Raw genomic sequence first — 13,691 nt, 5'->3', positions numbered from 1 at the left:
TCTATTTATTTCGACCAGGCATCGTGTAAAGCCGTTAATTGACGTTCAAGTGATTCTAACAAAGCCTTTCCTTGCTCTGCTTCAATCAGATCCAAACGTACTGCAAAATCAATCTCTCTAGAAAGACCGAACATTTGTGTGTCGAGTACTTCCTCATAGAGAGGGCATTGCGGCATCGTCAAGTTTTCCATCTGAACTTCTATCAACTTAAGAATTTTCTCTGCATCAGCCTGTAATAAAGCAAATGCCTTTTCACGATGACCGGTAACCATCTCAGTCGACAAATCGAATCCCTCCGTTCCAAGTGCCTCTCTCTACTAACAATACTATCGTTTTGAACCTGAAATTGCAACATAAATCAGCTGATACGCCTAAAAATATGGCTCTGTTAAAGTATGGTGTTGATTTTGAAAAGCTTCAGGTGGACGCTTTCCGCGGGTTAAGAAATGCGGAATCGCCTTGTTCAGGTGCGATAAAGAAAACTTGGCGATGCCAAGCCTTAGCGAAGGCTGAGCCTTAGTTGCCCTTATGCTTGTAGTGCAAGCGCTGGAGATTACTTGTAAAAAACACCATTAGTGTTTTGAAAGGAATCGAAGCGACCTCGAGCACCTAGGCGATGGAGCTGGACAGACGCTTCAGCCTCCTCACTTCCACAGGATGTGGTGGCTTCGATGTTCACCATAGGACGTGGTGGCTTTTAGTCGAAGATCCTTAATTACTCGTTGGGGTCTTCAGCTGTTGCTTTTCCCGCAGGAGTCGCCACCTTACGCTTCAATAATCTTAAAAATCAAGAATAAAAGATAACAGAGCCTAAAATATACTCAAATCATAGCGTTGAGAAAGCATTTCTAACAATTTGACCCCGCCTATGCTGTTCCCTTTGTCATTCAATGCTGGACCATATACACCTACACCGATGGAAGGTGGTACCAATGCAAGGATTCCTCCTGACACACCACTTTTGGACGGGATTCCAACCTGGATTGCAAATTCTCCTGAAGCATTGTACATACCACAAGTAACCATGAAGGTCTTGACGATCGTGGCGATCCGCTCAGGCAGAATCCTTCTGTTCGATTGGGGATCCAGCCCCTTATTGGCTAAAACCACTCCGATTCTGGCCAGATCATAGCACGTAACCTGGATGGCACACTGCTTCGTATAAACATCCATCAACTCCTCGATATCCCCCTCAATGATCCCATGCTGCTTCATGAAATAGCAAAGCGAGCGATTCAAGTGTGCGGTTTCGTATTCAGACTGCGCTACTTCTTCATCGATGTCGATCATCGAATTGTTCGTCATATCATGGATCAAAGACAGGAGCCGCCCTAATCTGTCATGTACGGAATGACCTGTCAGCATATTCGTTACGACAAGAGCTCCAGCATTGATCATCGGGTTCAGAGGCTTCGCAGGAATCTGTGTTTCAAGCTTGGCGATGGAATTGAATGGGTCTCCAGTAGGCTCCATCCCCACTTTACTGAACACTTCCTCTTCGCCGCGGTCCATGATTGCCAATGCTAAGGTCAATACCTTCGAAACACTTTGAAGAGTGAATTTCTTTTCGACGTCACCAGCTTTTACACACTTGCCGTTCGAGTAATACAAGGCTAATGAAAGATCGTTTTGATTCGCTCTTTCCAATGCAGGAATATAGCTTGCGACCTTCCCTTGATCCGTGTATCTCCTTGCCCTTTCAACGAGTTCCATCAGTTCTTCATCTGTTTCACAATACATCTGACATCCACACCTCCAAAATCACATTCTATTTGTTACTATACCCTAATGTGACAAATTGAAGATGGAACGATATACTTATTACGGAATTTTTATAAGGAGTGATCTTGTTGGAATCAATCGTTTTTATAGAAGGAAATGTCAAATATCCGATTACTTTAGACCCAGGAGTATGGATCTTCGATGATCGGAAGGTCAATCTTGATACCTACTTTGATGAAGAGCCCTTGCAGGCAGAAGACCATTATACAAAGCAGATAGCAGAGCATTGGGATAGAGAACGAAAAGAGGGCGCAAAGATTCCGGCAATGACGAATGAGAATAAGGTGAAATACGATAAAGAGGAAATGTTCTCAAATTCTTACGGTATTCCCCTCATGCCATTTTTAGAAAATGCTGAACCAGAAGATCATGCTGAACACGTGATTTTGCATACCTCCAACGATGAAACCGTTGAAATGACGTTAAAGGAGGCCCAAGCTGGGATTTTAGGGTTTTCAAAAGAAGGAAAGCCTTTAAAGGAAGATGGTCCTGTTCACTTTTACTATGGGGATGGCTCGAATCGAAAGGAACCAATCCGACATATTGTACGGCTCGAAATCAGATAAATTTAATTGACACAAAAGCTGGCCTGATGAAAAAGTCATTGGGGCAGCTTTTGTTCGGTATTTCCTCGCACATTATTGTATGCCTGGTTGTATAAAGTTAGAAGATTGAACGAAGAATAACCGTAATCTGATTTTCATGAAAGGATGAAAAACCTTGCGGAAACTTCCTCGTTTAATCATTTTGTCTTTCTTCATGATCCTTATTTCTTGTCAGAATGAGCCTCAAGATGAAACAATCGCTGATGATACAAAACCGATCGAAGTCAGACAAAGCGTTGAATATAACCAAGAAGAACGGAAGAGCTCACGTCAAATTTCAAAAAGGCTTGTCGATCTAGCAACGAAAGTACCTGATGTCAAAGATGCGACCGCAGTCGTCTTCGGCAAATATGCGATTGTCGGGATAGATGTTGATGATAACCTAGATCGCTCAAGAGTCGGGTCAGTAAAATATAGCGTTGCAGAAGCCTTACAGAATGATCCTTATGGAGCCAATGCAGCAATCACAGCAGATCCGGATTTATTCTCACGTATAAGAGAAATGGGCAGACAAATCGGCGAAGGGAAACCGGTGGCTGGAATCTTAGAAGAATTGGCGGCCATTACCGGCAGATTGATTCCTGAAGTCCCTGGTCAAATCAATAAGAAGGAACCTGATCCAATACGAAAGAATGATAAAAATCTCCCTCAGGATCGAGAAAATGACTTGCAAAATCAACAGGAGAAACAAGGGAAAAGTACGCCATCCGAGCCTGACCGAGTAAAGGAACAACAATAGACCTTTAAAAAACAAAATAACAGAAAATAAACCACATAAAAAAGGGTGTCCGAATTCAACGGGCACCCTTTTGTCACGTTATGAAGGACGTCTCTTTAATGCTGTCATGACCTGGCGATCGAGCCTTGCTGCAGCTTGTGGGTCATATGTTTTTTCATATTCAGGAGGCTGTGAAATCTTCGCTCCATAAAACATGGCATCTCTCACTTCTGATACATGGACCTTGATCATGGAGAGCTTGATCGGGACAGCATCCATCTGCTCCTCCATCACCTCTGCAGTTCCATTTACTACGGAAGTCGTCTCATCTTCGATTAAAGTAATGGATACATTTTCATTCTCATTAATGTTCTGCACTGCCTTCGACCGACTGTCTATCGCAAAGATAATTGTTTCGACATCTGGTGCATAAACCCAGGAAATCGCATTTACGTAAGGTGTATGAAGAGCAGGATCAACGGTTGTGACAAGCACATAACACTCTTTCTGCAAGTGTTGGAATTGATTTTCATTCAAGGTGGTTGCGCGTTTGGTTGCCATTTAACCAGCTCCTTTTCCGTAAGAGTGTGACATTTCATTCTTTTGGTTACTACATACATTCGACAGCAATAAGCAGAACCCTCCTAATCAGGTCGGCTTATACAGTAGCGCTCATTCGTGGTATACTGGTCCTAGAAAGAGGTGGATCATATGCGTGTCAAATGTGTTTTATGTGATAAAATTGAAAAACTTGACGACCAAAGCCCACTGGCGAAAAAATTAAGAAACCGACCGATCCATACTTACATGTGCCAAGCATGTCATGCAAGGATTAAAGAACGTACTGAAGAACGTAAAGCTTCAGGTAATTTCATAACGTATAGCCAGCAAGCTGAAGACGAAGCATGGTAAATCAATTATATTTTGGTTCAGATTCGATGGACTCATACAATGCATCGATCAATTCAATCGGAAATTGTTTCGATTGTTCTTCTCCTTCAATGGTATAGCTGACGATGTACATTGGCGGTTTCTTGTCGATCGATATATTTTCGAGATGATGATCGTCTCGAAGTATTTCTTCAAAAAATTCAAAGGTATCTTTCGCTGCCATATCATCTTGACGTTCTTCATAGACTTTTTTAATGCTGAGCCAATTGTATAAGGTGTCTTGTAAGTTCATCTTTACATCCCCCTTATTGTGTATATATGTAGATATCAAAACAGCCCAGTTCGAAACTGAGCTGTTTTTAATATGCTTCAAAACGATCAAACTTCTTTATTTTAGGCTCTGTTAGCTTTTATTGTTGATATTATAGAAGCGTAAGGCGGCGACTCCAGCGGGAAAAGCAACAGCTGAAGACCCCGCAGAGCAAGGTCGAGGAGGCTGAAGCGTTGCCCGCGGAAAGCGTCCGCCTGAAGCTGTTCAATTTCAACAACATTCCTTAAACAGAGCCTTATTCTAAGATGACTCGCTTTGTTCTTTCTTTGATTGGTGCAATCGAACCTTATAGATGACCAATATAGCCGCTGCAACCATCAAGCCTTCTGTTACAGGAAGGAAAACGGCGAAAAAGGTCAATATCGTACACCCGAGTGCCAGGAAAATATAGACGATCGCTGCTTTAATGATCGGCAGTTTTCTTGAAAACCCTAACTTAAACACGAGGATAGATAAGAATAGGACTGTAAGATACAAGAACCACATCCCCATTTGAGGGTTCTGATCGACCTGGTATAACCTGGCGAAGAATTGAAGACGTTCATTAATATCTACACCCATCAGTACCGTCTCCTTTTCTTATTATGAATTTTGCTGAGCCAGCTTCTTCTTCTTCTCGAGACGTTCACGTTCGTTTTTATCAAGAATCTTCTTACGCAAACGGATCGATTCCGGTGTTACTTCGCAATACTCATCATCGTTCAAGTATTCAAGGGCTTCTTCAAGTGTCATGACACGAGGTTTTTTCATTGAGACAGTGTTGTCTTTCCCTGCGGAACGCATGTTAGTCAATTGCTTCACTTTCGTAAGGTTGACTGTGATGTCATTCTCACGATTATGCTCGCCGACAATCATTCCCTCATAAATTTCTGTTCCTGGTTCAACGAAGATCGTTCCACGGTCTTCTACATTCAGAATTCCATATTGGGACGCTTTACCTGATTCCATTGAAACGAGTACACCTTCTCTACGTCCGCCGATTTTCCCTTGGATGACCGGCTGGTAACTATCGAAGGAATGGTTCAGGATTCCATAACCTCTTGTCAATGTAAGGAATTCAGTTGTATATCCGATCAATCCACGTGCAGGTACCAAGAATTCTAGTCGTACTTGACCATTTCCTTGGTTCACCATGTTGACCATTTCACCTTTACGTGCACCTAAGGATTCCATGATTGCACCTGTATGTTCTTCAGGCACATCGATTTGGACACGTTCAACCGGTTCACACTTTTGACCATCGATTTCACGGATGATAACGACAGGTTTCGATACTTGAAGCTCATATCCTTCTCGTCTCATGTTTTCGATTAAAATGGACAGGTGCAACTCTCCACGGCCTGAAACCGTCCAAACATCAGGAGAATCCGTGTTCTCAACCCGTAAGCTTACATCCGTCTCAAGCTGCTGGTTCAATCTTTCCTCAATTTTTCTGCTCGTCAAGTACTTTCCTTCACGCCCTGCGAAAGGACTGTTATTGACTAGGAAAGTCATCTGGATCGTCGGCTCATCAATACGTAAAATCGGAAGAGCTTCTTGATGCTCTTCAGGACAGACCGTCTCTCCAACGTTGATTTCCTCCATACCGGATACCGCAACTAAGTCTCCAGACTTGGCTTCATCAATTTCAATCCGTTTCAATCCAAGGAAACCGAATAGCTTTGTGACCCTGAATTTCTTAACAGAGCCATCCAGCTTCATCAAAGCAACGCTCTGACCGACCTTCATCGTTCCACGGAATACACGACCAATTCCGATACGACCGAGGTAATCATTGTAGTCCAGCAATGCCACTTGGAATTGCAGTGGTTCGTCACTTGTATCAACCGGTGCAGGAATATGCTCTAGAATGGATTCAAAAATCGCTGACATATTGTCCTCTTGCTTTTCAGGGTCCGGATCTGTACTTGCTGTTCCATTCAGGGCTGATGCATACACGACCGGAAATTCTAATTGATCGTCATCTGCACCTAGTTCAATGAATAAATCGAGTACTTCATCCACTACTTCAGCTGGGCGAGCGAACGGTCGGTCGATCTTATTGACGACAACAACTGGTGTCAATTTCTGTTCCAATGCTTTTTTCAATACGAAACGTGTTTGGGGCATACAGCCTTCGTATGCATCCACAAGCAACAGGACACCATCTACCATTTTCATGATACGTTCTACTTCACCACCGAAGTCTGCGTGTCCAGGTGTATCCATGATGTTGATCCGTTTATCTTTATAGTTAATTGCTGTATTTTTCGCAAGAATCGTAATTCCGCGTTCTTTTTCTAGATCGTTCGAATCCATAGCACGTTCACTGACTTGTTCGTTGTCTCGGAATGTACCTGATTGGTGTAGTAACTTATCGACCAATGTCGTTTTACCGTGGTCAACGTGGGCGATGATCGCTATGTTTCGAAGTTCTTCTCGAAGATTCACTTAAATCTCTCCTTAATATGGGGAATATCCCCTACTTATTCGTGTCAAACGAGTTCTTTTTCAACTTTTCTATTATAGCATAAAATGAAATCTTTTTCTTTGTTCCATTTTTCGATACACTATGGATAGGAGGGTAAACAATGAACAAGCAATCCGTCATCTTCATTTTAATATCGTTATCCGTAACGTTTTGCATCGCATTGATTGGCGTAGCTATAGGCGAGAAAAGCCTACCACTTGCCATTATCGCAATAACCGCCACTTTCATCCTGATGGGGGTCGGTTTTACATTGAAAAAAAGGTTCCGTGAGCAAGACCATAATAACAGTTGATCCTTTGGAAGTAATCAACAAAAAGCAAAACAGGGAACGATCAAGGAGGCGAGCACGCTTCCAAGTTCCCTGTAGCTATGATCAGGTAGATCTAGCGAATTTGATATACTCTTTTCCTCCTGGAGATTTCTCTAATCCGATCTGCTCGAAACTGCAGGCCCCAAGAAACCTTATCCAAGAGAGACGCTTGAATGGACTGGCGGCATAAACGATGTCAGTACCCTCTTTGGAAATCTGTTCAACGATACGTTCCACAACTTCAACACCGAAGTGCCTCCGTCTATACAATGGATTGACCATTACCATCCCGATCCACGGCTTTTGATTTGATGGTGCAGATAAGACATGGAAAGTCATTCCTATCGGACTTTCATCCTTCAACCATACAAGCCATTCTCCCTCATACTTTTCATAAAGTGACATCCATACTTGAATTCTCTGTACATCTATCTCGGATGAAAGCAAGCCTTCTTCTGCTATCCAGTCCTGTGATTCAACGAACCAATCGACCATCATCGGGAGGTCATCCGAGATAAGATTTCTTACGTGCATCAACCCTCACCATTCGTAAGATATTTCTCAAGGATATGTTCATGCAAATCAGACGCACCTGCAAAAATGGAATTCCGATCTAAAAGGTTCAGTGGTTCGCCATCTAAGTTGGTTATGGTCCCACCGACTTCCTCAATGAGAATTTTCCCTGCAGCAAAGTCCCATGGTGAAAGTCTCATCGTAATATAAGCATCCAGACGTCCAGCCGCAACGAATGCAAGTTCTATGGCTGCTGAACCATAAGACCTTGTCCCTCTGCACGATTGCACGATCGGCAAGAGGAGGCTCGGATTCATCCTTTTATTATTCGTAAGCCAGGTTGCGTTCAATGCGATAATTGACTTATCCAATTCCACATGTTCAAGTCTCGGTAATTCGAGCTTGTTCAAATATGCGCCATTCCCTGCCCTTGCATGGAACATTTCATCGTTGACAACGCTGTATATGACACCAACCTTGCCGATCCCTTCATGATAGACGGCTATGGAAATCGCAAAATTCGTTTGCTGATGCACAAAATTCATCGTTCCATCAATCGGATCGATAATCCAGACTGTCCCTTCTAAAGATTGGACGTCATCCCCGCTTCCTTCTTCCCCGAGGATTTGATGATCAGGATAATATTTTCTGACCCTGTCAATAAGGAAATTTTCGACCTCCCGATCCATATTGGTCACCAGATCGTCTGCATTGGATTTCGTTTCGATGGTCAATTGTTTTCTGAAAGAATCCCGTATGATCGTACCGGCTTCGTATGCCCATTCAATCGCATGTTCGTATATTCTTTCCCAGTCAGTCGACACATTGTCACTCCTCTATGTATGTTATATATTTTCTCACAAAAAACGAACCCCGTTATTGTAGGTTCGTTCTATCCAATTTACAATTATTATGCCTCTAATTGTAACATTTCTTGTCTCAATCGTTCTAATTTTTTCTTCGACCTTTTGATTTGTTCTGGATCTTTTGCTACGAGTGCATCGTGTAGAGTTGCCAATTCATAATCGATTTCTAATCGAAGAACTGGGATTCGTCGCTCTGCCTCCGTCTTTTTCAGCGTTTGAATCACTTGTTTCATGGTAACTCACACTCCTTTTCTTTTATTACTTTCCCTGGACTTCCAGCTTGTATTAAACATACTATTCTGAATATTTAAACAAATATTCCATCTTCTTTTTTTACATCCCTCACCCTTCTTCAAAAATGCTCTAACGCCTTGGTTTACAATTTTGATATCGGTTCCTCGGATGTGGTAGAATTCAGCTTAACAATCAATAGAGGTGAATCATATGTCGTTTAAAGGTTTCACAACTGAGGATTTCAATGTATTCAAGATACAAGGACTGGAAGCAAGAATGGAAGGGATTCAGTCCCAAATCAGACCTAAACTTGAACAACTTGGTGAGTATTTCGCTCCAACATTATCTGCAGCTACTGGTGATGAAATGTACTATCATACTGCAAAACATGCCCGAAGGACCGTGAATCCTCCAGAGGATACCTGGGTAGCATTCGCCAACAGTAAACGGGGTTATAAAAAGTTACCGCATTTTCAAATCGGATTGTTCCAAAGTCATCTGTTCGTATGGTTCGCTGTGATTTATGAATCTCCTATTAAAAAGGACTTTGCAGAAACGCTTCTTAACAATCAAGATGAAATACTCGCTCAAATTCCCGAACATTTCGTTTGGTCGATTGATCATACGAAGCCTGATGCCATTCGAAACAGTGATGTTGACAAGGAAAAATTCGTTGAAATGACTACCCGTCTTAGGGATATCAAAAAAGCCGAACTGCTATGTGGAATCCACATTCCTAATGATGATCGATTACTTCAAGACGGTGAAGGATTACTTTCAGAAATGGACCGTACATTCAATACACTTCTCCCTCTTTATCGATACGCCAGCGGGATCTATGCATCACACGAATCCATTTAAAGTTAATGTATTATATTACTGTATTGGAAGGGACGTATAGGTATTTATCACCACAATTGAAATAAATCTATAAATTGTTCCGAGTAAAAGACAAAAAGAGACCAAGCAGGCTGTTTGCCTGCTTGGTCTTTTGAATATTAGGCTCTGTAAAAAGAAAGTTGGGAATTCTAAAAGCTTCAGGTTGACAACTCTCTTGCTTTTATCCCCATTTCAATCTGATTTGTTCAGCTTCTGAAAGAATCCGGTTAAATAACTCATCTACGGTAGGTGTGTCTTTAATTCTACCCATCACCTGGCCTGCCCATCCGAAGCCTTCATTCAATTTTCCTTGGATCGCAAATTCCTGGTTCGCCTCACCTGATATGTAGTCTTTCATTTTTTCATATCCTTGATTTTCTTTTTCCATTTCTATAATTTTGTCAGCCCATTCATTTCTGACAACACGGCCTGGGGCTCCCAATGATTTTTTTATTAAAACAGTGCCTGTCTCTTCCCCGCTTATCAATGCTTGTTTATAGGCCTCATGTGCATGGACACATTCCTTCGTCGCTATGAACCTCGTCCCCATTTCAATTCCTTCCGCTCCTAATGCCATTGCAGCCATCAGCCCTCTTCCATCACCGATACCACCGGACGCGACAACTGGAATGGATACGTCATCCACTACTTGCGGGGTCAATACCATTGTGCTTACATCATCCTTGCCAATGTGTCCTCCTCCTTCCTGTCCAACAACCATGACTGCATCTGCACCAAGTTGTTCCGCTTTTATTGCTTGCCTCCTGGAAGCAACAAGGACCAATTTTTTTACGTCGGTATCCTTCAACCGTTCGAAAACGGGGGTAGGGTTTCCTCCAGTCATGCTAATGACAGGGACTTCTTCTTCAATTGCTGCATCTAGCATATGTTCAAAAGGCCGACCATGTTGTCCAATGGCAAAATTCACACCAAATGGATGGCTCGTCATCTCCTTCACTTTTCTGATTTCAACTCTTAACTCCTCCGGTGATGCCATGGACATTGCAGTGATTTGTCCTAGTCCTCCTGCATTGGATACTGCAGCAGCCAATTCAGAATAGGCAAGATACGCTAACCCTCCCTGTATGATCGGGTATTCAATTCCTAACAAGCTTGTAAGTTTCGTATTCCAATTCATATCCTGGACCCTCCGACATTCTAGTTTTTAGAAAAGAACGCTGTTTCAATCACAATGATCAGGGTATACCATTAATCCAAAGAAAAACTACATACAACACGACGTAAATTTGATATACTTTGTTTTGTTTTATCATTTTATCATAGAACGAAAATTGTAAAATTCATATAAATGAGGTGTAATGATTGTCTCAAAACGCAACACCGCTTTTTACCGGTCTTTTGAATCATGCCAAACGAAATCCAATACAATTCCATATTCCAGGACATAAAAAAGGTCGGGGGATGGATCCTGAATTCAGAGAATTCATAGGGGAAAATGCGTTGTCCATCGACTTGATCAACATTGGTCCATTGGATGATCTCCATCATCCACACGGTATGATAAAGGAAGCTCATCAGCTTGCTGCGGAAGCTTTTGGTGCCGACCATACATTCTTTTCTGTTCAAGGTACGAGTGGGGCGATCATGGCGATGATCCTTTCCGTATGTAAACCAGGTGAAAAAGTCCTTATCCCGCGAAACGTACACAAATCCGTCATGTCTGCCATTATCTTTTCTGGAGCTGTACCGGTGTTCATCCATCCAGATATCGATCCAGAGCTCGGGATCTCACATGGGATTACGACGCAATCTGTCAAGAAAGCCTTAGAGCAGCATCCTGATGCGAAAGGGCTTCTTGTCATTAATCCAACGTATTTCGGGATAAGTGCAAATTTGCGTGAAATCGTAAACCTCGCTCATTCATTTGATATTCCTGTCTTAGTCGATGAAGCTCATGGTGTGCACATCCACTTCCATGAACGCTTGCCTCTGTCAGCTATGCAGGCGGGAGCGGATATGGCCGCTACAAGTGTTCATAAATTAGGAGGCTCCTTGACTCAGAGCTCGATTTTGAATGTGCGCGGGAATCTGGTCTCTCCTGAGAGGGTCCAATCCATTCTAAGTATGATGACGACGACATCAACCTCATACATCCTCCTAGCCTCATTGGATGTAGCAAGAAGGAGACTTGCCATTCATGGAAGAGAATTGGCTGAACAAGCCATCCATCTTGCAGAGTCAGCTCGGAAACGCATCAATGAAATTCCGAACATCCATTGCGTCGGAAAAGAAATTTTAGGTACACCTGCAACGTATGATTACGATCCGACCAAGCTCATTATTTCTGTGAAGGAACTCAAGATTTCAGGCTATGATGTAGAGCTGTGGTTACGGGAGAAACACAATATTGAAGTAGAGCTTTCTGATCTTTATAACATCCTTTGTATCATCACATCAGGTGACACCGAAACAGAAGTAGACCAGCTCATTTCAGCACTTACTGAATTAGCTCGTGAGCATCACCATTCAGGGAACAAGGTGGAGAAGGCTGTTCCTGTCAGCGTACCGGGTATTCCAGTATTATCGCTTTCCCCTCGGGATGCGTTTTATGCTGATACGGAGAGTGTACCGATCGAGGAGTCAGCGGGGCGGATCATCGCTGAATTTGTAATGGTCTATCCCCCTGGTATTCCGATCTTCATACCAGGAGAAATTATAACTCAGGAAAACATCGATTATATCTTCGAAAACATTTCTGCAGGCTTACCTGTTCAAGGTCCTGAAGATGAATCGCTGAAAACGATCAGAGTGATCAAGGAACACAAACCGATCTTTTAGGTGAAATAAGAAAAACCGCCTCATTTAATGAGGCGGTTTTTTAACTATATCTAGGCGTTTTTCTTACCGCTTTTTCTCTTTTGCTTACAGTCAGGACAGTTGGAATATAACGTCGTTACCTTTTCAACATCGAAATGTTCAATTGTAGAATTACATGTCTGACAAATAACTGTGCCCATTGTCCATCCCCTCTCCAGCACTTGTTGTAAGCGCTTTATTGTATCGTTACAACCATAATATGATGTCATATATAAATTGTCAAGGCTAAATTGTATGACATATATTACATGAATATGTTTTCGTTACGCTTCGCGAGCATGGAGATCAAATTAAAAAGCCCGTACATTCTCTCTCGGAATGCCGGGCACTGTTGATTTTAATCATATTGTTCTGCGATTGGTGAGAACGGGAGTGACTCTTCAAAGAATGAGGCTAGTTCCTCAGCTTCCTTTTTCGAGTGAATCTTGAAGGCCTTCTGAATACTCTCGGTGTTCTTCAAATCGGCCGCATCCATTAATGTGGAGCGCCCGGTTTGCATGCAAACGACGAGCGGTTTACCAAAGAACATATTCGTATACACGATCCCAAAATCGTAGCGGACATGTTCGGTTGTAAATCCTACAAACCGTACTTTTACCGTTTCGTCTTCATCATAGAGTTTGTCAAAAAGATCCATACCACGCCCTCCTCCTGAATATTTTGAATATTATTATTAATTATACTCAGCCAGCAATAAAATAACAACTTTTTAACGTGAGATTTTCTTTTCAGTTCGGTTACAATCCATGCTTGCATTTTCAGATACACATTGACTGTCAATTTCACAATGCTAATGATACTATTAGAAAAAAGAGGAATTCTTAGACAGGAGTGAAAAAGGTGTCCAATAGTGCTTATGTGAAATTGGTAGAGAAATCGAAGCAGCAAACAATCCAATTGGATGAAGTTGAGAATTTGATTCATTATTATAAAGAAATCACTACCAAAACAGGTGAGCAATTAAGCTGGGAATATGGGACTGCTGCATTCCCCTATCAGGTAAAACACCAGGAACAAGAAGGTAGAAAATATCTTTTGCTTAAAGGGCTTGAAGAAGACTATCAATACATAATCGTGGGGACAGGCAATCAAGGAAATGATCACATCCAAATCGTTCTTCCAGAAGGGTCTACTCATGGCGACAAAGGAAAAGCGAATGAATTCTGCAAATTCTTAGCAAAAAAACTGGCGGGAGAACTTCATCTGTTCAATGGAAGAGTCATGTATTATTATAAACGCTAATGTAATAGTCAG

The 13,691-nt window shown here is 42.2% G+C and carries 19 protein-coding genes; 7 read left to right on the top strand and 12 right to left on the bottom strand.

What is annotated here, in order from left to right; translation table 11 throughout:
• Positions 1-5 precede the first annotated feature (5 nt).
• On the bottom strand, positions 6-272 hold the full coding sequence (locus tag V1497_RS07545) for a DUF1507 family protein (protein WP_407681733.1): 267 nt from the start codon (positions 270-272) through the stop codon (positions 6-8).
• Positions 273-810: 538 nt separating this feature from the next.
• Positions 811-1,740 carry a glutaminase A gene (gene glsA, locus V1497_RS07540; protein WP_349410366.1) on the bottom strand — a complete coding sequence of 310 codons (930 nt, stop codon included), beginning with the start codon at positions 1,738-1,740 and terminating at the stop codon, positions 811-813.
• 110 nt (positions 1,741-1,850) lie between these two features.
• On the opposite strand from glsA, the gene V1497_RS07535 reads away from it, so the two are divergent.
• Positions 1,851-2,348 (top strand): peptidyl-prolyl cis-trans isomerase, encoded by a 498-nt coding sequence (locus tag V1497_RS07535; RefSeq protein WP_349410365.1) that lies wholly within the window; start codon positions 1,851-1,853, stop codon positions 2,346-2,348.
• Positions 2,349-2,541: 193 nt separating this feature from the next.
• Complete coding sequence (locus tag V1497_RS07530; protein WP_414703635.1) at positions 2,542-3,126, top strand: YhcN/YlaJ family sporulation lipoprotein; 585 nt, start codon at positions 2,542-2,544, stop codon at positions 3,124-3,126.
• 78 nt (positions 3,127-3,204) lie between these two features.
• Here the strand turns inward: V1497_RS07530 and V1497_RS07525 are convergent, their stop codons facing one another.
• Positions 3,205-3,666, bottom strand: a complete 462-nt coding sequence (locus V1497_RS07525) for a pyridoxamine 5'-phosphate oxidase family protein (RefSeq protein ID WP_349410363.1) — start codon at positions 3,664-3,666, stop codon at positions 3,205-3,207.
• 150 nt (positions 3,667-3,816) lie between these two features.
• Here V1497_RS07525 and V1497_RS07520 point away from each other — a divergent pair, with 150 nt between their 5' ends.
• Positions 3,817-4,017: a YlaI family protein gene (locus tag V1497_RS07520; RefSeq protein WP_349410362.1), complete on the top strand. Its 201-nt coding sequence runs from the start codon at positions 3,817-3,819 to the stop codon at positions 4,015-4,017.
• A 1-nt stretch (position 4,018) separates the two neighbouring features.
• Here V1497_RS07520 and V1497_RS07515 read toward each other — a convergent pair whose 3' ends face one another.
• The 3 genes from V1497_RS07515 to typA all read right to left on the bottom strand — a co-directional run bounded on the left by V1497_RS07515 (position 4,019) and on the right by typA (position 6,757).
• Complete coding sequence (locus tag V1497_RS07515; protein ID WP_349410361.1) at positions 4,019-4,288, bottom strand: hypothetical protein; 270 nt, start codon at positions 4,286-4,288, stop codon at positions 4,019-4,021.
• 279 nt (positions 4,289-4,567) lie between these two features.
• The gene (locus V1497_RS07510) at positions 4,568-4,888 is read right to left on the bottom strand and encodes a YlaH-like family protein (RefSeq protein WP_349410360.1); all 321 of its coding nucleotides are present in this window, start codon (positions 4,886-4,888) and stop codon (positions 4,568-4,570) included.
• 21 nt (positions 4,889-4,909) lie between these two features.
• Positions 4,910-6,757: a translational GTPase TypA gene (gene typA, locus V1497_RS07505; protein WP_349410359.1), complete on the bottom strand. Its 1,848-nt coding sequence runs from the start codon at positions 6,755-6,757 to the stop codon at positions 4,910-4,912.
• Positions 6,758-6,897: 140 nt separating this feature from the next.
• Here typA and V1497_RS07500 point away from each other — a divergent pair, with 140 nt between their 5' ends.
• Entirely contained in the window at positions 6,898-7,089 is a 192-nt protein-coding gene (locus V1497_RS07500) for a YlaF family protein (protein ID WP_349410358.1), read from the top strand.
• A gap of 81 nt (positions 7,090-7,170) precedes the next feature.
• Here V1497_RS07500 and V1497_RS07495 read toward each other — a convergent pair whose 3' ends face one another.
• The 3 genes from V1497_RS07495 to V1497_RS07485 all read right to left on the bottom strand — a co-directional run bounded on the left by V1497_RS07495 (position 7,171) and on the right by V1497_RS07485 (position 8,719).
• Positions 7,171-7,641: a GNAT family N-acetyltransferase gene (locus V1497_RS07495; protein WP_349410357.1), complete on the bottom strand. Its 471-nt coding sequence runs from the start codon at positions 7,639-7,641 to the stop codon at positions 7,171-7,173.
• A complete protein-coding gene (locus tag V1497_RS07490) occupies positions 7,641-8,444 on the bottom strand; it encodes an inositol monophosphatase family protein (RefSeq protein WP_349410356.1) in 804 nt (267 codons plus the stop codon). Before V1497_RS07490 ends, V1497_RS07495 begins: the two co-directional genes overlap by 1 nt.
• A gap of 86 nt (positions 8,445-8,530) precedes the next feature.
• Complete coding sequence (locus V1497_RS07485) at positions 8,531-8,719, bottom strand: hypothetical protein (RefSeq protein ID WP_349410355.1); 189 nt, start codon at positions 8,717-8,719, stop codon at positions 8,531-8,533.
• Positions 8,720-8,930: 211 nt separating this feature from the next.
• Here V1497_RS07485 and V1497_RS07480 point away from each other — a divergent pair, with 211 nt between their 5' ends.
• Complete coding sequence (locus tag V1497_RS07480; protein WP_349410354.1) at positions 8,931-9,581, top strand: DUF1054 domain-containing protein; 651 nt, start codon at positions 8,931-8,933, stop codon at positions 9,579-9,581.
• A gap of 199 nt (positions 9,582-9,780) precedes the next feature.
• Here the strand turns inward: V1497_RS07480 and V1497_RS07475 are convergent, their stop codons facing one another.
• Positions 9,781-10,737: a nitronate monooxygenase gene (locus V1497_RS07475; protein WP_349410353.1), complete on the bottom strand. Its 957-nt coding sequence runs from the start codon at positions 10,735-10,737 to the stop codon at positions 9,781-9,783.
• A 185-nt stretch (positions 10,738-10,922) separates the two neighbouring features.
• Here V1497_RS07475 and V1497_RS07470 point away from each other — a divergent pair, with 185 nt between their 5' ends.
• Positions 10,923-12,398 (top strand): aminotransferase class I/II-fold pyridoxal phosphate-dependent enzyme, encoded by a 1,476-nt coding sequence (locus tag V1497_RS07470; protein WP_349410352.1) that lies wholly within the window; start codon positions 10,923-10,925, stop codon positions 12,396-12,398.
• A gap of 50 nt (positions 12,399-12,448) precedes the next feature.
• Here the strand turns inward: V1497_RS07470 and V1497_RS07465 are convergent, their stop codons facing one another.
• Entirely contained in the window at positions 12,449-12,577 is a 129-nt protein-coding gene (locus V1497_RS07465; protein WP_349410351.1) for a GapA-binding peptide SR1P, read from the bottom strand.
• Positions 12,578-12,774: 197 nt separating this feature from the next.
• Positions 12,775-13,074 (bottom strand): DUF3055 domain-containing protein, encoded by a 300-nt coding sequence (locus V1497_RS07460; RefSeq protein WP_349410350.1) that lies wholly within the window; start codon positions 13,072-13,074, stop codon positions 12,775-12,777.
• A 203-nt stretch (positions 13,075-13,277) separates the two neighbouring features.
• Here V1497_RS07460 and V1497_RS07455 point away from each other — a divergent pair, with 203 nt between their 5' ends.
• Positions 13,278-13,679, top strand: a complete 402-nt coding sequence (locus V1497_RS07455) for a DUF1885 family protein (protein ID WP_349410349.1) — start codon at positions 13,278-13,280, stop codon at positions 13,677-13,679.
• Positions 13,680-13,691 lie beyond the last annotated feature (12 nt).

Source organism: Pseudalkalibacillus sp. SCS-8, from assembly GCF_040126055.1.
In the GTDB taxonomy this organism is placed as follows: Bacteria; Bacillota; Bacilli; order Bacillales; family Fictibacillaceae; genus Pseudalkalibacillus; species Pseudalkalibacillus nanhaiensis.
This window is presented reverse-complemented; position numbering and strand designations above follow the sequence as displayed.